This is a genomic window from Paralcaligenes sp. KSB-10, assembly GCF_021266465.1.
Taxonomy (GTDB): domain Bacteria; phylum Pseudomonadota; class Gammaproteobacteria; order Burkholderiales; family Burkholderiaceae_B.
Window position 1 is genome coordinate 1,787,036 of sequence record NZ_CP089848.1, and the last position, 20,404, is coordinate 1,807,439.

The window sequence follows — 20,404 nt, forward strand, 5'->3', positions numbered from 1 at the left end:
TTTTCTCCTGTCGTTTCAGGCCGCGGGCGGCGCAAGTACTTTGCACGAGGCGCTGGCCAGGATCGTCACGCACAAATCGACATAACTCATCCCGGCAGCCTTGGCTCCCATCGGAACGAGCGAGTGGCTCGTCATCCCGGGAGAGGTATTCATTTCCAGCAGCCAAGGCCTGTCATCGGCATCGAGCATGAAATCTGCGCGTCCCCATCCCTCGCACCCCAAGGCCACATAGGCCCGTTCCGCCAAGGTCATGATTTCCCGGGTCAGCGCCGTGTCGAGTTTGGCCGGACACACATACTGCGTGTCATTCGACACATATTTGTGCTCGTAGTCGTAATTGCCTTGAGGTGCCACGATCTCGACTATCGGCAAGGCACGCGCGCTCTTGCCCTTGCCGAGTACCGGCACGGTAAGTTCACGGCCCGAGATAAACCGTTCGGCGAGAATCTCCGCATCGTACCGGGCGGCCAGACGATAGGCGGCGCTCAATTCTTCGAGCTTCCCGACCTTCGTCACTCCCAGCGTCGACCCTTCATGCGGCGGCTTGATGATCAGCGGCAAGCCGATTGCGGCAACGACCTCATCGAGATCGGAGGACTCCGTCAATATTGCGAATCCGGGTGTCGGCAAATTCTGTTCGAGCCAGACTCTCTTGGTCATGATCTTGTCCATGGCAAGACTGGATGCCAGGGGGCCGCTGCCGGTGTAAGGCAACTGCAGCAGCTCGAGAGCGCCTTGCAGAGTGCCGTCCTCGCCGTAACGGCCATGCAGCGCAATAAACACGCGATCGAAACCTGCATTGGCCAGGTCGACCAGGCTTTGCTTGCCCGGGTCGAACAGATGGGCGTCGATACCCACGCTGGTCAGCGCCGCATGTACGCCCTGGCCGGACATGAGCGATACCTCGCGCTCGGCCGAACAGCCTCCATACAACACTCCGACGCGCCCAAAATTTTCGCTCATGCCAACTCTCCTATGCGGGCCGGAACCTTGCTGATCGAGCCCGCACCCATGACGATGACTACATCGCCATCCTGTACAAAATCCAGTATCGCCTGAGGCAAATCGACGACATCTTCGACGAACAGGGGTTCGACTTTGCCCGCCACACGAATTGCGCGGCTCAGGGCGCGCCCATCGGCAGCGACCAAAGGAGCCTCGCCGGCCGGATAAACATCCGTCAGGAGCACCGCGTCGGCCGAGCTCAGGACACGCACGAAATCTTCGAAGCAGTCGCGTGTACGCGTATACCGATGCGGCTGGAACGCCAGGACGATACGACGTTCGGGCCACGCCCCGCGCGCGGCATCCAGCGTCGCCGCCATCTCGACCGGATGATGTCCGTAGTCGTCGATCAGAGTGAATGCGCCGCCATTGCGCTGGTCGGATACGGCGAATTCGCCAACCTGCGTAAAGCGGCGCCCTACGCCGTTGAAAGCGGCAAGCGCCCCGGCAATGGAGCTGTCGGCCACGCCCAGCTCCGTGGCGACGGCAATTGCCGCCAGTGCATTCAGGACATTGTGCTTGCCAGGCAGATTCAGGGTGATCGACAGTCGGGGCAGCATCCCGGCGGCGCTGCGGCGCTCCACGTCGAAATGCATGGTGGTTCCGTCCGCCCGCAGATTGACGGCACGTACCTGAGCATCGGGATTGACGCCATAAGTCGTGATTGGACGCGAAACGAAAGGCATGATTTCACGCACATTGGCATCGTCGCTGCACAATACGGCACTGCCGTAAAACGGCAGCTTGTGCGTAAATTCGATGAAAGCGCTCTTGAGACGGGCTACGTCATGCCCATAGGTATCCATGTGGTCGACGTCGATGTTCGTCACGATCGCCATGACGGGCAACAAGTTCAAGAACGACGCATCGGATTCGTCCGCCTCGACGACAATAAATTCTCCCTGCCCCAGGCGGGCATTGGCGCCCGCTGAATTCAGGCGCCCCCCGATAACAAAGGTTGGATCCAGGTCTCCCGCCGCCAGCACGCTGGCCACGAGACTGGTGGTCGTGGTCTTGCCATGCGTGCCCGCCACCGCAATACCACGCTTGAGACGCATGAGCTCTGCCAGCATCAGGGCACGGGGCACAACCGGAATGTGCGCCGCCCGAGCGGCCAGGACCTCGGGGTTGTCGGCGGTGACGGCCGTCGATGTCACGATGGCGCCGACCCCACGTATATTTTCAGCCGTATGGCCGATCGAGACCTTCGCACCAAGACCGGCGAGCCGACGTGTTACAGCCGACTCCTGTATATCGGATCCGCTGATGGCATAGCCCAGGTTCAACAACACTTCGGCAATGCCGCTCATGCCCGACCCGCCAATACCTACAAAATGAATGCTTTGAATTCTGTGCTTCATGCCCGACTCCTTAACGCTTGCTCACAGGCATCGGCAATCTGCTGTGTCGCATTCAGGCACGCGTGCTCGTGGGCATGCTGTGCCACGGCGGCCAATTCCGTGCGTGAACGCGCACGCAACCACTGAGCCAGCCAATCCGCCGAGAATTCCGCCTGGCTTTGCAGCCAGCCCCCTTGGCAGTCGCTCAGGTAACGGGCATTGGCCGTCTGATGATCGTCAATCGCGTTCGGCAGTGGAATAAACAGGGCCGCCACACCGACTGCGGCTACTTCAGCCACGGTCATGGCTCCGGCGCGGCAAATCAACAAATCGGCGTCGGCCAGGGCCGCCGCCATATCGTCGATAAAGGCATGGCACTCAGCCTGGACCCCGGCACTTTCATAAGCCGCGCGCAAACCGGCCAAATGCCGCTCTCCCGCCTGATGTACGACCACAGGCCGGTCGTCGACGGCGATCTGCGCCAGCGCCAGCGGCACTATCTTGTTCAGGGCCTGCGCCCCCAGGCTGCCGCCCACCACCAGCAGGCGCAATGCACCCTGACGAGCGCTGTAACGCTGCTGCGCCGGTGTCAATCCAGTCAGGCTGCGGCGGACGGGATTGCCTACCATAATGGCTCCGGGCAAGGACCCCGGAAAACCCACCAATACTTTCTTGGCTATTTTCGCCAGCCATCGATTGGCGGTACCGGCCACGGCGTTCTGCTCATGTATCACAAGCGGGATACGGCGCAAGGCCGCCATCAAGCCGCCGGGAAAAGCAACATAGCCACCCATGCCCAGCACCACATCCGGGCGAATTGCCTTCAGGCTGGCGAACGTCCGCCGGCATGCGCAGGCCAACGCGAAAGGCAATTTCAGCAAAGCCATCGGGCCCTTCCCCCGTACGCCGCCAAAACGCAGCGATACCAGTTCAAATCCCTGCTGCGGCACCAGCCGGCCTTCCATGCGATCGGGATCGCCCAGCCACACGATCCGCCAGCCGCGGCTTTGCATCTCGTGGGCCACGGCCAGTCCCGGCATGATGTGCCCACCCGTACCGCCAGCCATGATGAGCAAGGTGCGCATACTCATGTCCGCTTGCCCCGCATCATATTGCGATTTTCATGATCCACCCTCAACAGCAAGGCAATCGCGCACAGGTTCATGACAATCCCGGAGCCGCCGTAGCTCACCATTGGCAGAGTCAACCCCTTGGTAGGCAGCAGTCCCACACACACACCCACATTGATGAAGGTCTGCACGCCGAACCACAGCGCAACACCCTGGGCCACCAGGCCATTGAAAATGCGTTCCATGGCAATCGATTGCCGGCCAATGTCAAAACCGCGCCACACAAGAAACACAAACAGGGAGAGCAGACACATCAGGCCCACAAAGCCCAGCTCCTCACCGATGACGGCAACAATAAAATCGGTGTGCGCCTCCGGAAGGTAATGCAGTTTCTCGATGCTGGCCCCAAGACCCACGCCAAACCATTCCCCACGCCCCAAGGCAATCAGGGAATGAGACAACTGATAAGCGCTGCCGTAGGCATTGTCGGGATTCCAGGGGTCGAGATAGGCAAACAGGCGCCCGCGCCGCCACGGAGACAACCAGATCAGCGCCAGGAAGCTGCCGAACAGAATGGCCAGCAGACTCGAAAACAGCTTGCCATTGATACCGCCTATGAACAGAATACCCACGGCAATCGCCACGATCACCATGAACGCGCCCAGATCCGGTTCGAGCAGCAGCACTATGCCGACCGCGGCAAGGGCGAAAGACATGGGCAAAAAACCCCGGAAAAAATTCTGCATATGTTCTTGCTTGCGCACCGTGTAATCGGCGGCATAGAGCAAGATGGTGATCTTCATGAGCTCCGAAGGCTGAAAATTGAGCGGCCCCAGAGGCAGCCAGCGACGCGCGCCATTCACTTCCCGGCCTATGCCGGGCACCAGCACAACGAGCAACAGCAACAAACTGATCAGGAACAAGGGCACGGCAAATTTCTGCCACACCTGCATGGGTATGCTGAGTACGAAAGCGGCGCATAATAGCCCGGCACAAATGAACATGCCGTGCCGGCCCACAAAATAGAAGCGGCCATAGCTTTCATAACGCGGCCCATCGGCCAGGGCAATCGAGGCCGAATACACCATGAGCAATCCAAACAGCAACAGTGCCACGGCAGTAATCACTATGGCAACATCGAAATTCGGCATCGTGGTGCGGCCAGGACGCACGGCGTTGACGCCGGAACTCAGATCCCCAAATACGCTCATGTCAGCTCTCCTTGCTCAAGAGCCAGCGCCTGAACAGCCTCAACAAAAACCCGGGCACGATCGCCATAATTTTTAAACATATCCATGCTGGCGCAGGCCGGCGACAACAATACGGCATCGCCCTCCCGGGCCAGGGCAAAGCCGCGGGCCACGGCCTGCTCCATGGACTCGGCCTGCTCGAGCGGAACACCGCAGGACGCCAAAGTCTGGGCAATCAAGGGGCCGTCCTGGCCAATCAGCACCACCGCCCGGGTGTGCTCTCGAACCACTTTCACCAAGGGCGAAAAGTCCTGGCCTTTCCCCAGGCCGCCAGCGATCAATACAACGGTCTGGCCCAGACCATCGAGCGCGGCTACCGTAGCGCCGACATTGGTTCCCTTGCTGTCTTCGACAAAGGCGACACCCCCAATGCTGCGCACGAACTCCACCCGATGAGGCTCGCCGCGATAATCTCGAAGCGCCGGCAAGATACCGGCCCAAGCCAGGCCCAGGCATCGCACCAACGCCAGCGCCGCCAAGGCATTCAAGGCATTATGCGTGCCTCGGACCCGCAAGGCATCGACCGGGATCAGGCGCGTCATGCGGCCCGTTTCGCGCGGCGGCTCGGCATCGTTCTTTTTCCGTTTTGGCTTGGCGGCCGGTACGTCGAAATCCAATGCCTCGGCGACCGCCAGCCAACGGACTTCGTGGCTGCTTTCAATGCCAAGATCGCCCTCGATCACAGGCACATCGCGACCAAACGAACGCACGGATTGCGCCTTGACATCGGCCACCATGGCTGCAACCACAGGGTCGTCGCGGTTGATGACAACGACTTTTGCCATCTTCACCAGCCTGGCCTTGGCCGCCGCATAGGCGTTCATGGACCCATGCCAGTCAAGATGGTCCTGGCTGATATTCAACACAGCAGCCGCATCCGCTGCCAGAGTATGGGTTGCGTCAAGCTGAAAACTCGACAGCTCCAGTACCCAGACCTCGGGCAGATCGTCGGCTGCCAAGGCTTCGCGCAAGGCCGTCAATGCAGCCGGGCTGATATTGCCCGCCGCGCGCGCTTTCAGGCCGCCCGCCTCGCACAATTGCCGCGCCATGGCGGTCACGGTTGTCTTGCCATTGGTGCCGGTTACCGCCAGCACTTTCGGCTGGTAGCCCTGTTCGGCCATATCAGACAATGCACGGGCAAAAAGCTCGATTTCGCCAAGGACTTCAATGCCGCGCTCGGCAACCAAGGCCAGAAATGACCGTACCGGTTCGTCCCGAGGAGAAAGCCCGGGACTGAGGACGACCATAGATACATCCAGCAAAGCATCTTCGACCAATGCAGCGGCGCCAAACCGGCACTCGGCCGCCGCTTCCCCCAACTGCTCGCGCAAGGCGGGCCAGGCACCCGGCTGCTCACGGGTATCGAGTACCCTCAGCCGGGCTCCGCGATCGGCGCACCAGAGAGCCGCCGCCACGCCCGTCTCGCCCAATCCGAGGATCAGGACAAGAGAACCGGCAGGTACCGAGGGAAAAGACATCGTAGTCATCGTAATTTCAATGTTGCCAAGCCAAGAAGCACCAACATCATGCTGATAATCCAGAAACGCACCACAACCTGGGTTTCCTTCCAGCCGCCTACTTCAAAATGATGATGCAATGGAGCCATGCGCAAAATGCGCCGGCCTTGCCCATACCGTTTCTTCGTGTATTTGAAATAGGTCACCTGCAGCATCACCGAAAGGGTTTCTGCCACAAACACCCCTCCCATGATGAACAGGACAATTTCCTGACGCACAATGACGGCGATTGTGCCGAGGGCGCCGCCGAGTGCAAGCGCCCCCACATCGCCCATGAACACCTGGGCCGGATAAGCGTTGAACCACAAAAATGCCAAGCCTGCTCCGGCAATCGCCGCGCACAGAACCATCAGCTCCGACGCGCCGGGAATATACGGGAAGAGCAGGTATTTCGAGTAATCGACCCGTCCCACGACATAGGCAAAAATCCCCAGGGCGCTGCCCACCATGACGGTAGGCATGATCGCCAGCCCATCCAGGCCATCGGTCAGATTGACGGCGTTGCTGGTACCGACGATCACGAACCAGGTCAGCGCGGCGAAACCGAATGCACCCAGCGGGTAGCTGACGCTTTTGAAGAACGGCACAATCAGATCGGCGCGAGTCGGCAAGGACATGGTAAAGCCACTCACCACCCAATCGCGAAACAAGGGCCATAAGTCGGCATTGGCCGGCGCTGAAACAGCAAAAGTCAGGTAAATGGAGGCGATAAGGCCAACCAGGGCCTGCCAGAAAAATTTTCGGCGCGAAGACATTCCTTCCGGATCGCGATTGACCACCTTTTTGTAGTCGTCGGCCCAACCGATCCAGCCAAAGCCAAACGTCACCAGCAATACCACCCACACAAAACGGTTAGTCCAGTCGGCCCACAACAGCGTGCTGACCGCGATCGAAATCAGAATCAGGGCACCCCCCATGGTCGGCGTGCCGGTTTTCTGCAAATGCGATTCGGGCCCGTAGCTGCGGACTGCCTGGCCGATTTTCAATTCAGTCAATTTGCGTATCACACGGGGCCCGGCCACCAAACCGATGAATAGAGCCGTGCCGCACGCCAGCAACGCTCGAAACGTAATGTATTCAACGACGCCAAAGGCGCGGATGTGGGCATCGGACAGCCAACGTGCTAATTCAAGTAGCATGGCGCGCCTCGCTTTCTTGTTGCTTGAGTTGTTTTTGCAGCGCCTGCACCACTCTTTCCATGCGAGTGCTGCGGGATCCTTTCACCAGAATGTTCGCGGGCAGAAGCTCCAGCAAATCGGCGACCAGGGCCTCGATCGAATCGAAGGCCCGAACCGTCCCTCCAAACGCGGCGGCCGAATTCCTGGCTGCCGGCCCAAAAGTCAACAGCTCATCGATAGTCTGTTCGCGCGCATAGGCCCCGACTTCGGCATGCATGGCAGGCCCATTTTCGCCAACCTCGGCCATATCGCCCAGAACGAGTATTTTTTTGCCATCCAGACGCGCCAGCACATCGATGGCGGCCCGTACAGAGTCCGGATTCGCGTTATACGAATCATCGATAAGCTGCCGGCCATCGGCCAGCAAATAGGGCTGCATGCGGCCCGCAACCGGATTGAAACGAGCCAGGCCTTCCACTATGGCGACCAATGGCGCTCCCGCGGCGCAGGCGCAAGCCGCCGCCGCCAGGGCGTTGCGCAGGTTATGCACGCCCGGAGCCGCAAGCGTCAGTGCGGCAACTCCAACAGGCGTATGCAACTGGCACTGTGTGCCTCGAGCCTCGGCATGAATCTGATCGGCATACACATCGAAGTGTGGTTCAAACCCGAACAACAGGGTTTTGCGCTCACCCGCGAGCCGCTTCCACACGGGGGTATACAGATCATCTCCGGGGAAAACCGCCACACCATCGTCCGGCAAGGCGCTCAGAACCGCACCGTTTTCAATCGCGACAGCCTCGACGGAATGCATGAACTCCTGGTGCTCGCGCTGGGCATTGTTCACCAGCGCCACCGTGGCTTGTGCCATATCGGCCAAGCCGGCGATTTCGCCCGGATGATTCATTCCCAGCTCGAACACCGCGGCGGAATGCGAAGGGCGCAAACGCAGCAGTGTCAGCGGCACGCCGATATCGTTGTTCAAATTGCCCGCCGTGGACAAAGACGCCTCTGCACCCACCCATGCCAGCAGGATCGCGGCGACCATTTCTTTGGTCGTCGTTTTGCCATTGCTTCCGGTCACCGCAATGGCCGGCAAATGAAACTGGCGGCGCCATGCCGATCCGGCCTTGATCAGGGCCGCGCGTGTATCGCCCAATTCGAATTGCGGCAAGGTAATGTTCGTGTCGCGCCGGGACACAATGGCTGCGCAGGCTCCTGCCAATTGCACCTGAGCCAGATACCGGTGCCCATCGAAAGACTCACCTTTGAGGGCAACAAAGATCTGGCCCGGAAGGATGCTTCGCGAATCGGTCGAGACTGTCATTCCACGCAGCCAGGTCACGGCAAAACGAGCCCATTCGCGATCATCGAAAGGAATGCGCGTATTCTTGAATTCCTGGTAGGTTTCATGCCCCTTGCCCGCGAGCAGCACCACATCGTTGGGCTTCGCACCCCAGATCGCAGCAAGAATAGCGCTGGCACGATCCAGTTCGATCTGCGGCCGGGCCGGCATGCCGGCGACGATCTGATCGACAATCGCGTGCGGGTCCTCGGCACGCGGATTATCGTTGGTCAGGATGACGGAATCGGCCAGCTTGCCGGCTATCCCGCCCATGATGGGACGCTTGCCGCTGTCGCGGCTGCCACCGCAACCGAACACACATACCAGGCGTCCGTTTCGTACACGGGCGACTTCGCGTAAAGACTGCAAGGCACGTTCCAGCGCATCCGGCGTATGCGCATAATCGACCACCACCAGGGGTGTTGCAATCGATGCATCGCCGCCATCGCAAGGCTCAACGACCTGCAATCGCCCCTCGACAGAGCGCAATGTAACCAACACCCGGGCTATGCGCGCCAAGCCCCAGCCCAGTTCACGCAATACTCCGGCGACCAGCAGCAAATTGGAAATATTGTGCTCGCCCACCAGACGAGTCACGATTTGGGCCGCGCCATCGGGCATGAGCAAATTGAAAATCAGGCCGTAGCTTCCTGTTTGAACATCCTGCGCCTGCACGGCGGCGGCGCTGTCGCGCTTGAGCGAATATCCCAGCCGATCGGAGACGGCCACCGACGCATACAATTCCTTTCCCGCGGCATCGTCTACATTGACAATTGCCGCGCGCAAAGCCGGCCAGCCGAACAGTGCAAACTTGGCGGCCTTGTAGTTCTCCAGGGTCTGGTGATAGTCGAGATGATCGCGCGTCAGATTGGTAAACCCGGCAATCTCGATGTGAACATGGTCTAGGCGCCCCTGCTCGATGCCTATGGAAGACGCCTCGAGCGCGACCGCCTTGCCGCCGGCATCGCGAATGGCGGCCAGGCTGCGGTGCAAGGTCAGTACATCGGGCGTCGTCAAGGCCCCGCCCAGATTCGCTCCATTGGGGAGCGTTACTCCCAAAGTCCCTACCGTGCCGCAAGGCACGCCTTCCAGATTCAGGGCTGCCGCGATCCACTGCACTGTCGTGGTCTTGCCATTGGTACCCGTGACGGCGATCACCGACATGACGCTCGAAGGCTCTTCGTACCAGGCGTGGGCGATCGAGCCCAGCAGCGCCTGCAAGCCCTGGATTTCAAGCATGGGCGCCGACTGCTCGAGGACAGCACCGTCGCCGGCCTGCACCACTATGGCCGCGGCACCGCGGGCAATCGCATCGCGTATGTATTGCCGCCCATCGTCCGCCAGGCCGGGGCAGGCAAAAAACACATCGCCCCGCGCCACTTGGCGTGAATCCAGGCAAAGATGCGCCGTGCGCGCGACATGCTCTTTCAGCCAGCCGATTATCTGTTGCGCCGTCATCGCCGCACCTCGTGAGGAGAGCCGACCGCCACCAGGGAATCGACTGGCGCATCAGGCTGAACCCCAAGCCGGCGCAGAGTGCTGCCCATCACACTGGCGAATACGGGTCCCGAGATGACGCTGCCATAATAACCACCGACATGCGGCTCATCGAGCGAGACAGCCACCACGACACGAGGATTGGACACCGGCCCGAAGCCGACGAAAGACCCTCTATATAGAGACTTGCTGTAGTGACCGTTGACGATCTGACGCGCCGTCCCGCTCTTGCCCGCCACGCGGTAGCCGGGAACCTTTTGCTTGGCGCCCTCGGGACCTGCGGCCGCCTCCAGCATGGCCCGGATCAGGCCAGCCACTTGCGGGGTGAACACCTGCACGCTGGTCGCCTTGCCCTTGCGCTTTAACAAAGTCAGTGAAACCATGTCGCCGTTGCGCGCAAACACCGTGTAGGCATGGGCGATTTGCAATAGCGACACCGACAAGCCGTAGCCATAGGCCATGGTGGCCCGCTCGATGGGGCGCCAGCGCTCCCAGGGACGCAGGCGTCCGGACGCAACACCTGGGAAATTGGCCTGCGGGGCGCGGCCGAAACCCAACTCGGTAAAGTTGTTCCACATTTCCTGCGAGGTCAGCAATTCGGAAATCATCGTCATGCCGATATTGCTGGAACGGCGCAAAATTCCAGCCACGTTCAAGGTGCCATTGCTGCTGACATCGGTGATCGTGGCGCCTTGATACCGATAATGCCCATTGCCGGTATTGAACATCGTCGAGGTCGTGATCCGCCCCAGGCTCAAGGCCAAAGCCGCCGTGAACGGCTTCATGATAGAGCCGGGCTCAAATGTGTCGGTAATCACCCGGTTGCGCAACGCCGCACCTTTGCGGTCTTCGCGATCGTTCGGATCGTAGGAAGGGAGATTCGCCAACGCCAGAATTTCGCCGGTGCGCACGTCGACGATGATGCCAGCCGCCGCCTTGGCCTGGTGCTCGTCCTTGGCTTTTTTAAGCGCGCTGAAAAGATCGAACTGCAAACCGGCATCGATCGACAAGCTCAAATCCTGCCCATTGACGGGCGGGACAACAGCCTGCACGTCTTCAACCACACGACCAAGGCGATCCTTGATTACCCGGCGGCTGCCCGGACGGCCGGAAAGCTCGGAATTGAACGCCAGTTCAATGCCTTCGATGCCCTGATCTTCGATGTTGGTGAAACCCACCACGTGCGCCGCAATGTCGCCCTCGGGGTATGAACGCCGCATTTCTCCCTGCTGATGAAAACCGGGAACCTTCAGTTCCTTGATTTTTGCCGCCACATCAAGCGGCACCTGGCGCTTGATGTAGACAAAATTCTTGTCCTCATCAACCAGGCGGCTTTGTATGTCCTTGACCGGCATATCGAGCAATTTGCCCAGCGCCGCCAGTTGTTCGGGCGTGGCATCCTTGGCATCTTCCGGGATAGCCCAAATGGCGCGAGCGGGAACGCTTGACGCCAGCACCACCGAACCGCTGCGGTCGAATATCTTGCCACGCGTGGCGGGCAGGACCAGTGTGCGCTCGTAACGCCGCTCGCCTTGCTGCTGCAGGAATTCGGTGGACAGCCCCTGCAAATAAAGCGCCTTGACGGCAAGCGCCACAAAGCCCAGCATCAGCAAGATCAACACCAGGCGCGAGCGCCACAAAGGCATCTGCACATTGAGCACCGGGCTGTCATAGAACCGGACTCGCTTCATGGCTTCCTCCGGGAGGATCGAGCCGCCGCGGCAGGCGCGACGGGCGCGGCGGCAGCGGGTGGAGCGGCAGCGGGCCCATCTTTAATATATATTGTGCGGCCCGGCGTTACGTTGATCATTTTCAGCTCGCCACGAGCCGTGCCGTCGATACGGGCGTTGCGCGCCAATTCGGCGCGCGCGAGCTGGAGACGCCGCCAATCGGTATCCAGATCGCGCGCCTTGGTCGCCAGACGATCGGATACCACAAATAGTTGGCGCGACTGAAAGCGCGCCGTCACCAGGGAAATCGCGGAAAACATCAATAAGGCGGCAACTATTGCAATCAGCCGGACCATTATTTTCTCCCCCTTTTGTGATGCGCAGCCGGTTCGGGACCCAGGCGAATCGCATTGACAAAAGAAGCGCCCTGATCAGGCGGCAAAGGAATATTGGTACGTTCAGCCACACGCAGGACCGCCGAACGGGACCGGGCATTGGCCGCCACTTCTTCGGCGGAAGGCAGGACTCGGCCCAGTGAATTCAATATGGGCTGCGGCAGGTCTTTCTCGAAAATCGGCAGGCGGGCGTGCGCCGCCGCCGGCCGCGCGGCCGCCGCAATGCACTGCTTCACCATGCGATCTTCCAGAGAATGAAAACTGATCACCGCAAGCCGCCCCTTTGGTGCCAGAACTCTTAAAACTGCCGCGAGGGTGAACGCGAGTTCTTCGAGTTCCTGATTGAGGTAAATCCGTAAAGCCTGAAAGGTACGAGTGGCCGGGTGTTGACCCTTTTCGCGCGTACGGACGACACTGGCGACGAGCTCGGCGAGGTCGAGCGTTGTGCGCAGCGGCCTGGATTCGCGGCGAGCAATAACCGCCTTTGCAATCTGGAAAGCAAACCGTTCTTCGCCATATTTAGCTATGACCTCCCGTATCTCTTCAACACTGGCTTGCGCCAGCCATTCCGCGGCCGTCAAGCCGCTGCTTGTATCCATCCGCATATCGAGGGGGCCTTCACGCATGAAGGAAAACCCGCGACTTGCATCATCTATCTGCGGAGATGAAATCCCCAAATCCAGCATTACGCCATCGGCACCCGCTATGCCCAAGGCGCCGAGCTGCTCCGGCATCGACGCAAAACCGCCATGTATCACCTGAACGCGCGGATCCTCGGCTTGCAGAACTCGCGCCGCGACAATAGCTTCGGGATCTTTGTCGAACACCACCAGCCTTGCGTCATGCGCCAACTTCGACAGTAGCAAGCGACTATGCCCGCCACGACCGAAGGTGCCATCCACAAAAACACCGCTTAACCGCGCCGAGGAATCGTCCTCTGTGTGCCCACGTCTGGCCTTCCCGCCGAAATGCGGATCCACCAGGGCATTAACCGTAGGCTCTAGCAGCACGGGTCGGTGCAAAAACTCCATGACCTACTTCAGAACGAAAACTGATCTAATGCGTCGGGCATGCCTTTGGCCAGGTCTTCCGCCTCTCGGCGAGCCCACTCGGCCGCATCCCATAATTCGAAATGGCTTCCCATCCCTAAAAGCATGACTTCACGGGTCAGGCCGACAGCGGCCCGAAGCTCGGGCGCGACCAGGATACGTCCGGCACCATCCATATCGACATCTTGCGCATTGCCCAGCAGCAAACGCTGCAGGGGCCGCGCCGACATTGGAAAGGCGGCGATCTGTTCACGCTTCTTTTCCCAAACCGACCGTGGATAAACAAGCAAGCAGCCATCAGGGTGACGCGTCAGGGTCAAACGACCCTCTACCTGCGACACGAGCGCGTCACGATGCCGAGTCGGGATGGAGACCCGACCCTTGACATCCAACGTGAGCGCACTGCTACCCTGAAACACCACTTTACCTCCACTTTTTTACACTAAATCCTACTTTTCCCCACTCTACGGGAACACGCGCAGCAGGTCAAGCGCTCAGTTGCAATTTTTTCAATGACAACAAGCACTTAGCATCAATCTATAAAAAGTGGAAAATAGAAATCCGTAGATAAATCAAGAAATTGCAGGTTTATCTAGAAGTCGTTCATGAAGAGAAAACAGGGAAAAAGATTTTTTGTATTTTCAATTTCTAACATTCAGCGCCACCAGGCCCGAACCGCTGCGGCATGGGTATCCCTGTGGAAAACAATAAAGGCGGGACAGGTCTGTAGGCCGGATTCTGTACGCCAGGCAAGCCTGGCGGGCAATCATTCCTCTGCGCAAGACATTGCTGCCCTGCTCTAGCCATCTACCCGCATACTCGAGCGAGCCGCCCTTCGGACCCGAGGGCCCACGTATGCCTATTTGATGTTGCTCCGGATAGAGGTTGCCGCGTTTCACCCTGCAGCGCCATGGCCTGTTCCCAGACCATGCAGCACGGAAGTAGCCGTGCCGGTGCATGCCAGGCATGCCCACGCCGCAGACTCGTCTCTGTGGCCCTGTTCCTCGGCCGCCTGACATACCGGAGTATGACAAGCGCCGGACGGCCGTTAGCCGCTATCCCGCTCTGTGGAGTCCGGACCTTCCTCGATATCGAAATACCGCGATTGCCCAACCTGCCCCGCACCCGCATTGTATAGGACAGTGGCAACTCTGGCCGCCCGCAAGCTCGGACGCCCATTTAAATAACGGCCTTGCGAGGTGTTTGCGTCATGCTTCGACAGGGCGGGCCAGAACGCAATTTCTTCAAACTGCGACAATAGCGGTTTGCTGCTTGCCGATTATTGCTACCCACCACAGGATTTATGGCTGTTACCACTCTTGTTACCCTGACCGACGCGCAACTCGCATATGGGCATCATCCCCTGCTCGATCACGCCAATTTTGCCATTCAGCCTAACGAGCGCATAGGCCTGATCGGCCGTAACGGAGCGGGAAAATCATCGCTCCTGAAGGTCCTTGATGGGCGTACGCTGCCCGACGATGGCGAAGTCATGCGCCTGGGCGGGCTCAAGATTGCCACTGTTGAACAGGAACCCGATCTCGACGAATCGCTGACCGTGTTCGAGACGCTGTGCGGCAATATCAATGACAGCGAAGACTGGCGACGCCCGTCCCGGGTACAGGCCCTGATTGATCAATTGGGTTTGAGTTCGGACGCCAGCATCGCCGACTTGTCCGGAGGAACCCGCAAACGCGTCGCGCTGGCCCGCGCCCTGGCCGACGAGCCTGATTTGCTGCTGCTGGACGAGCCCACCAACCATCTGGACTTCGACGGCATCGCATGGCTGGAAACGCTGCTGCTCAATGCCCGCTGCAGCGCGATCATTATTACTCATGATCGGCGTTTTCTGGATGCAGTCGCCACCCGCATCGTCGAGCTCGACCGGGGTCAACTCTTCAGCTTCCCCGGAAATTTCTCAGCCTGGCAAGAACGCAAAGCGCAATGGCTGGAAGCCGAAAAGCAGCAAAGCGCCAAATTAGACAAAGTACTGGCCCAGGAAGAAGTCTGGATACGTAAAGGAGTGGAAGCCCGGCGCACTCGCAACGAAGGGCGCGTACGCCGCCTCGAACAATTGCGGCGCGACCGGGCGGCCAGGCGCGAACGCGTCGGCAACGTCAGCCTGGCTGTCGCCGAAGGACAGCGGTCGGGCAAGATGGTGGCTGAACTGGAAAACGTCAGCCAACATTATGGCGAACGGACCATCATCCGAAACCTGTCCACCACTATCCTGCGGAAGGACCGCATCGGCCTGATCGGCGCCAACGGCGCCGGTAAGACCACCTTGCTGAAAATCATACTCGGTCAGTTGGAGCCCAGCTCGGGACAAGTACGCCTGGGAACCAATCTGTCGATCGGCTACTTCGATCAGATGCGCTCGCAGCTCGACGAAACGGCAACCCTGGCCGACACCATCAATCCCGGCAGCGAGTGGATTGAAATCGGCAATCAGCGCAAGCACGTCATGAGCTATCTGGAAGACTTTCTGTTTCCAGCCGCCCGGGCGAATTCGCCGGTGCAGAGCCTCTCGGGAGGCGAGCGCGCCCGCCTGGTCCTGGCCAGGCTTTTCGCCCGCCCCACCAATGTGCTGGTCATGGATGAACCCACCAACGATCTGGATATCGAAACGCTGGAATTGCTGGAAGAACTGCTTCAGGATTATGCGGGAACAGTGCTGCTGGTCAGCCACGACCGGGCTTTCCTGGACAATGTGGTCACTCAAACCATTGCCGCGGAGGGCGATGGGGAATGGCGGGAGTACGTGGGCGGTTACGACGAATGGCTCGCGCAGCGCCCCGCGCCGACAGACAAGTCCGCCGATGATAAAGGCAAAAAAATCGAAGCCGCGCCTGCGGAACGCCCAAAACCGCCCAAGCCCAGCAAAATCAATGCCTGGGAATTGCGAGAACTCGAAGGTTTGCCCGAAGCTATCGCTCAGGTCGAAGCGCAGCAGGCAGAGCTGGCCGCCAAACTGGCCGATGCAGGCCTGTATCGCGATGCGCCCGGCGAAGTCGAGAAAATCAACGAGCAGTTGCACACGCTCGAGAACAAGCTGACCGCATTGTTCGCCCGCTGGGAAATCCTGGAAGAAAAACGCGGCGATTCGTGACAGCGCGATTACGCCATCGCCTCTATGCGTCCAATCTTGGCGCTATGAACCGTCCGCTATCCGCCAGCCCAGCGATTCGCCGGCCGCCAGGGGAACCAGGGTATCGTTGCCCATGGACAACTCAGCCGGAATCTCGTAATGCGCCCGATTCAACGTCAGCGTCCCCTGATTGACAGGCAAACCATAAAACGCCGGCCCGTTCAGGCTGGCAAAGGCTTCCAGCCTATCTATCCGGCCAACCGAATCGAAAGCCGTGGCGTACAACTCCATGGCATGCAGGGCCGTGTAGCAGCCCGCGCAACCACAGGCATGTTCTTTGAGCCCCTTGGGATGCGGGGCGCTGTCGGTGCCCAGAAAAAAACGCCGGCTATCGCCCGTGGCCGCTTCGACCAGGGCCTGCCGATGCGTTTCACGCTTTAAAACCGGCAGACAATACCAGTGAGGCCGCATTCCGCCCAAAAACAGCGCATTGCGGTTATACAGCAGGTGATGCGCGGTGATTGTCGCGGCAATAGGCCCCTCGGCATCGCGTACGTATTCGGCACCCTGCCGAGTGGTGATGTGCTCGAACACGACCTTGAGCTCAGGCAGTGCTTTACGCAGGGGAATCATGACTCGATCGATAAAGACCGCCTCGCGATCGAACAGATCGATATCCTTGTCGGTGACCTCGCCATGCACCAGCAAAGGCATGCCTGATTTTTGCAGCGCCTCCAGGGCAGGCCTGCAGCGCCCCAGCAAATCGGTGACACCGGCGTCTGAATTGGTGGTAGCCCCGGCCGGGTAGAGCTTGACGCCGTGCACGGCTCCGGAAGCCTTGGCTGTGGCGATCTCTTGAGCCGAGGTGTTATCGGTCAGATACAAGGTCATGAGCGGAGTGAAACTGCCTTCCCCGATTCCCGCCCGGGCCAGGGCGGCGATAATTCTGTCGCGGTAGGCCAGGGCCAGCGCGGTCGTCGTGACCGGCGGTTTCAAATTCGGCATGATGATGGCGCGGGCAAACTGGCGCGCCGAATCGGGCACCACGGCGTCCAGCACCGCACCATCGCGCAAATGCAGATGCCAGTCGTCGGGGCGAACAATAGTCAGTGAGTCGGTGGCGTTTTGCATTGGATCAAATCGGGCCGTCGGGAACAAAGGATGGAATTATGACGCATTCGCCAAAGGCATGCTGCGCTCGACCAGACGGCAGAACATGGCGCTTCCTACCGGGATCACCGCATCGTTGAAATCGAAAGCGGCATTATGCAAGACACATCCCTCTTCGGCGCCGCCCTGGCCCAGGCGGAAATACGCGCCGGGACGCTGTTGCAGCATGAAGGAAAAATCTTCCGATCCCATCGACGGAACCAGATTGGGCACCACATTCTCGGCGCCAAACAGTTCGGTGGCGACCTCGGCCACAAATGCCGCGTGCTCGGGTGTATTGACCGTCGCCGGGAACAGGCGATGGTATTTCATTTCTATCCTGGCTTTGAATGCCGCGGCAATACCCGCCACCATCTCTTCCATGCGCTGTATGACTTGCTCTTGGACCTTGGGGCTGAAGGTGCGCACGGTGCCCACCATATGAGCGTCTTTGGGAATGACATTCATCGCCTGCAAATTGCCCGCATTGACTGCGGCTACTGTAACCACGGCCGAATCGGGTGCCGGCACATTGCGCGATACGATGGTTTGCAATGCGGTGATCAGTTGGGCCGCAATCACGATGGGATCGTTCGTTTGATAAGCGTGGGCGCCGTGACCGCCCCGCCCTTCGATGTGTATTTCAAAATGGTCGGCGGCCGCCATCATGGGCCCCGGGCTGACTCCTATTACTCCCGCAGGCAGCCCCGGCCAGTTATGCAAACCGTAGATGGCGTCGCAGGGAAAGCGGTCGAACAAGCCATCGTCGAGCATCGCCTTGGAGCCGCCCAAGCCCTCTTCGGCCGGCTGGAAAATCAGCACCACCTTACCGTCGAAATTGCGAGTCTCGGCCATGTAGCGCGCCGCGCCGAGCAAGACGGTAGTATGGCCATCGTGCCCGCAAGCATGCATTACCCCGGCATTCGTCGACGCATAAGCATGCTTGCCCTGTTCAAGTATCGGCAGTGCATCCATATCGGCTCGCAGGCCGATGCAGCGGCCCATGGTGTTGCGGCGACCTTCCAGCACCCCCACCAAACCCGTTTTGCCTATGCCGCGATGCACCTCGTAGCCCAAAGCCAGCAACGCATTGGCCACCAGATCGGAAGTCCGGGTTTCCTGGAAACCCAGCTCAGGATGAGCGTGAATATCCTGGCGTATCGAAATTAGTTCGTCGTGGAATAATTTGATCGACTCGACTATATTCTTTGCGTACATGTGTTGACACCTCAAAAACGATCGCGAAACCAGCACCCATGCTCTTTATAACAAAGGTTGCCGCCGCCACATCCGGCCCGCCTCTTTAAATTCGCGGCCCGAACGGCCATGCAGCCCCATGGGTACAAAGCATGTGCCATATCTTATTGCTACCCGGCCCTTCAGGCCTACTTCTTTTTGCATATCAAGGCTTATTTGCTTGACAGTTGCCATAAATCCGGCGGTAATATAAAGCTACAAATGGACTGCGCCAGACTCGAGTTCATCCGAGCCCCATGTGCTGCCTGAATACGATGAAGATCAACCCCAGGAGACATACTATGACTGACCAGAACTCGAGCCTCATAAGTCGCCGTAAATTCTTTGTATCCGCCGGAGTCGCCGGAGGGGCAGTAATATTCGCCAGCGCATTCCCGCGCAGGGCCTTCGCAGCAGCGCCGCCGGCCATCAACCTTGGGCAAATTGCGCCCATGACCGGCGCGGCGGCGGAATTCGGCCCCTATTACCGCGATGCCGTGCAGCTTGCCATCAATCATATCAACACGGCGGCCCAGCAGGTATTCGGCGGCCCCATCATCGCCAAACACATCACGGTCGATACCACGACCGTGCCCACGGTCGGCGTTCAGGCCGCGCGCCAGATGGTCGACACGGCGCATGTGCCGGCGATCGTCGGCGGCTGGTCCAGCGGGGTCACCGTGGCGGTTGCCACCTCGGTCACCATTCCCTCGGGCGTGCTGCAGATCGCCAATGGCGCCACATCCCCGCTGATCACTGTGCTGCCGGCCGATGCCAAGGCCGACCTGCTGTTCCGCACCACCGCTTCGGATGCTTTGCAAGGCGTGGTGGCCGCGCAGTTGGTGAATGGCGAAATCATCCCCACGTACAAGTACAAATCGGTATCTACCATCTATATCAATAACCCCTACGGCCAGGGCTTGTCCAATGCCTTTACGGCCTCGTTCGAGAAGCGCGGCGGCAAGGTGCTTGCCCAGGTTCCGCACCCCGAACAAGTGCAAGCCACCTACCGATCGCAGCTCGAGGCCGCGCTCAAGGGCAAGCCCGAATTGCTGTTGTGCATCAGCTACCCGTCGCACACGGCGGTGTTCCTCAAGGAATCGCGCGATATCTTCAATTTCACCACTTGGCAGTTCACCGACGGCAATGCATCGCTGGATGTAGTCAAGGCGGTGGGCGCCCAAAGCATGGACGGCAAATTGGGCACGGCACCCGGCGAAGACACCACCACCGCTTCCTATAAGGATTTCTCCAAGACCTTCCTGAAAGATTTCAAATACGACCACATTCCGCCATTCACCGCCTCCACCTATGACGCCGGCCTGGTCATCGGCCTGGCGCTGGCCAAGGTCATCGCCGGAGGCGCAACCGACCCAAGCAAAATCACCGGAACGGCGCTGCGCGATCAATTGCGGGTCGTCGCCAACCCGCCGGGCGAATCCATAGAAGGGGGCGACCAGGGCCGCGTCACCGAAATGCTCAAGATGATCAAGGCGGGCAAGAAAATCAATTACACCGGCGTGGCCGGCCCCTGCGATTTCGACAAGAACGGGGACGTCATCACGCCGATCAATATCTGGAAGTTCGACAAGGGCGAGGTCCAGACCATGAAGACTTTGCCCGCGGCTTCGATTCCCAGCGTCTAGCTCGGCGAATCCCCCCATTACGCCCGGCCTAT

The 20,404-nt window shown here is 59.6% G+C and carries 15 protein-coding genes and 1 other RNA gene; 2 read left to right on the plus strand and 14 right to left on the minus strand.

Features of this window, described 5'->3' with window-relative positions:
• Positions 1 to 15 precede the first annotated feature (15 nt).
• The 12 genes from LSG25_RS08100 to rnpB all read right to left on the minus strand — a co-directional run bounded on the left by LSG25_RS08100 (position 16) and on the right by rnpB (position 14,374).
• Complete coding sequence (locus LSG25_RS08100) at positions 16 to 963, minus strand: D-alanine--D-alanine ligase (RefSeq protein WP_232744164.1); 948 nt, start codon at positions 961 to 963, stop codon at positions 16 to 18.
• Positions 960 to 2,366 (minus strand): UDP-N-acetylmuramate--L-alanine ligase, encoded by a 1,407-nt coding sequence (gene murC, locus LSG25_RS08105; protein WP_232744165.1) that lies wholly within the window; start codon positions 2,364 to 2,366, stop codon positions 960 to 962. Before murC ends, LSG25_RS08100 begins: the two co-directional genes overlap by 4 nt.
• Positions 2,363 to 3,436 (minus strand): undecaprenyldiphospho-muramoylpentapeptide beta-N-acetylglucosaminyltransferase, encoded by a 1,074-nt coding sequence (gene murG, locus LSG25_RS08110; RefSeq protein ID WP_232744166.1) that lies wholly within the window; start codon positions 3,434 to 3,436, stop codon positions 2,363 to 2,365. The genes murC and murG overlap by 4 nt, the downstream gene beginning before the upstream one ends.
• Positions 3,433 to 4,626 (minus strand): putative lipid II flippase FtsW, encoded by a 1,194-nt coding sequence (gene ftsW / locus LSG25_RS08115; RefSeq protein ID WP_232744167.1) that lies wholly within the window; start codon positions 4,624 to 4,626, stop codon positions 3,433 to 3,435. Before ftsW ends, murG begins: the two co-directional genes overlap by 4 nt.
• The gene (murD, locus tag LSG25_RS08120) at positions 4,623 to 6,152 is read right to left on the minus strand and encodes a UDP-N-acetylmuramoyl-L-alanine--D-glutamate ligase (protein ID WP_232744168.1); all 1,530 of its coding nucleotides are present in this window, start codon (positions 6,150 to 6,152) and stop codon (positions 4,623 to 4,625) included. The genes ftsW and murD overlap by 4 nt, the downstream gene beginning before the upstream one ends.
• A complete protein-coding gene (mraY, locus tag LSG25_RS08125) occupies positions 6,149 to 7,321 on the minus strand; it encodes a phospho-N-acetylmuramoyl-pentapeptide-transferase (protein ID WP_232744169.1) in 1,173 nt (390 codons plus the stop codon). The genes murD and mraY overlap by 4 nt, the downstream gene beginning before the upstream one ends.
• Entirely contained in the window at positions 7,311 to 10,100 is a 2,790-nt protein-coding gene (gene murF, locus LSG25_RS08130) for a bifunctional UDP-N-acetylmuramoyl-L-alanyl-D-glutamate--2,6-diaminopimelate ligase MurE/UDP-N-acetylmuramoyl-tripeptide--D-alanyl-D-alanine ligase MurF (RefSeq protein WP_232744170.1), read from the minus strand. Before murF ends, mraY begins: the two co-directional genes overlap by 11 nt.
• A complete protein-coding gene (locus tag LSG25_RS08135; RefSeq protein WP_232744171.1) occupies positions 10,097 to 11,830 on the minus strand; it encodes a penicillin-binding protein 2 in 1,734 nt (577 codons plus the stop codon). Before LSG25_RS08135 ends, murF begins: the two co-directional genes overlap by 4 nt.
• On the minus strand, positions 11,827 to 12,165 hold the full coding sequence (ftsL, locus tag LSG25_RS08140) for a cell division protein FtsL (protein ID WP_232744172.1): 339 nt from the start codon (positions 12,163 to 12,165) through the stop codon (positions 11,827 to 11,829). Before ftsL ends, LSG25_RS08135 begins: the two co-directional genes overlap by 4 nt.
• A complete protein-coding gene (rsmH, locus tag LSG25_RS08145) occupies positions 12,165 to 13,235 on the minus strand; it encodes a 16S rRNA (cytosine(1402)-N(4))-methyltransferase RsmH (RefSeq protein ID WP_232744173.1) in 1,071 nt (356 codons plus the stop codon). Before rsmH ends, ftsL begins: the two co-directional genes overlap by 1 nt.
• A gap of 8 nt (positions 13,236 to 13,243) precedes the next feature.
• The gene (mraZ, locus tag LSG25_RS08150) at positions 13,244 to 13,672 is read right to left on the minus strand and encodes a division/cell wall cluster transcriptional repressor MraZ (protein ID WP_232744174.1); all 429 of its coding nucleotides are present in this window, start codon (positions 13,670 to 13,672) and stop codon (positions 13,244 to 13,246) included.
• A gap of 292 nt (positions 13,673 to 13,964) precedes the next feature.
• An RNA gene (gene rnpB / locus LSG25_RS08155) (RNase P RNA component class A) lies at positions 13,965 to 14,374 on the minus strand.
• A gap of 182 nt (positions 14,375 to 14,556) precedes the next feature.
• On the opposite strand from rnpB, the gene LSG25_RS08160 reads away from it, so the two are divergent.
• A complete protein-coding gene (locus tag LSG25_RS08160) occupies positions 14,557 to 16,362 on the plus strand; it encodes an ATP-binding cassette domain-containing protein (RefSeq protein ID WP_232744175.1) in 1,806 nt (601 codons plus the stop codon).
• 42 nt (positions 16,363 to 16,404) lie between these two features.
• Here the strand turns inward: LSG25_RS08160 and pyrC are convergent, their stop codons facing one another.
• Both pyrC and LSG25_RS08170 read right to left on the minus strand, forming a co-directional pair.
• On the minus strand, positions 16,405 to 17,472 hold the full coding sequence (gene pyrC / locus LSG25_RS08165) for a dihydroorotase (protein ID WP_232744176.1): 1,068 nt from the start codon (positions 17,470 to 17,472) through the stop codon (positions 16,405 to 16,407).
• Between the two features lie 36 nt (positions 17,473 to 17,508).
• A complete protein-coding gene (locus LSG25_RS08170; RefSeq protein ID WP_232744177.1) occupies positions 17,509 to 18,708 on the minus strand; it encodes a M20 aminoacylase family protein in 1,200 nt (399 codons plus the stop codon).
• 320 nt (positions 18,709 to 19,028) lie between these two features.
• Between LSG25_RS08170 and LSG25_RS08175 the strand changes: the two genes are divergently transcribed.
• Positions 19,029 to 20,372 (plus strand): ABC transporter substrate-binding protein, encoded by a 1,344-nt coding sequence (locus LSG25_RS08175; protein WP_232744178.1) that lies wholly within the window; start codon positions 19,029 to 19,031, stop codon positions 20,370 to 20,372.
• Positions 20,373 to 20,404: the final 32 nt, after the last annotated feature.

Excerpts from the sequence above, each read along its gene's own strand:
- LSG25_RS08100 (WP_232744164.1), bottom strand. The coding sequence starts at position 963 with ATGAGCGAAAATTTTGGGCGCGTCGGAGTGTTGTATGGAGGCTGTTCG.
- murC (WP_232744165.1), bottom strand. The coding sequence starts at position 2,366 with ATGAAGCACAGAATTCAAAGCATTCATTTTGTAGGTATTGGCGGGTCG.
- murG (WP_232744166.1), bottom strand. The coding sequence starts at position 3,436 with ATGAGTATGCGCACCTTGCTCATCATGGCTGGCGGTACGGGTGGGCAC.
- ftsW (WP_232744167.1), bottom strand. The coding sequence starts at position 4,626 with ATGAGCGTATTTGGGGATCTGAGTTCCGGCGTCAACGCCGTGCGTCCT.
- murD (WP_232744168.1), bottom strand. The coding sequence starts at position 6,152 with ATGACTACGATGTCTTTTCCCTCGGTACCTGCCGGTTCTCTTGTCCTG.
- mraY (WP_232744169.1), bottom strand. The coding sequence starts at position 7,321 with ATGCTACTTGAATTAGCACGTTGGCTGTCCGATGCCCACATCCGCGCC.
- murF (WP_232744170.1), bottom strand. The coding sequence starts at position 10,100 with ATGACGGCGCAACAGATAATCGGCTGGCTGAAAGAGCATGTCGCGCGC.
- LSG25_RS08135 (WP_232744171.1), bottom strand. The coding sequence starts at position 11,830 with ATGAAGCGAGTCCGGTTCTATGACAGCCCGGTGCTCAATGTGCAGATG.
- ftsL (WP_232744172.1), bottom strand. The coding sequence starts at position 12,165 with ATGGTCCGGCTGATTGCAATAGTTGCCGCCTTATTGATGTTTTCCGCG.
- rsmH (WP_232744173.1), bottom strand. The coding sequence starts at position 13,235 with ATGGAGTTTTTGCACCGACCCGTGCTGCTAGAGCCTACGGTTAATGCC.
- LSG25_RS08160 (WP_232744175.1), top strand. The coding sequence starts at position 14,557 with ATGGCTGTTACCACTCTTGTTACCCTGACCGACGCGCAACTCGCATAT.
- pyrC (WP_232744176.1), bottom strand. The coding sequence starts at position 17,472 with ATGCAAAACGCCACCGACTCACTGACTATTGTTCGCCCCGACGACTGG.
- LSG25_RS08170 (WP_232744177.1), bottom strand. The coding sequence starts at position 18,708 with ATGTACGCAAAGAATATAGTCGAGTCGATCAAATTATTCCACGACGAA.
- LSG25_RS08175 (WP_232744178.1), top strand. The coding sequence starts at position 19,029 with ATGACTGACCAGAACTCGAGCCTCATAAGTCGCCGTAAATTCTTTGTA.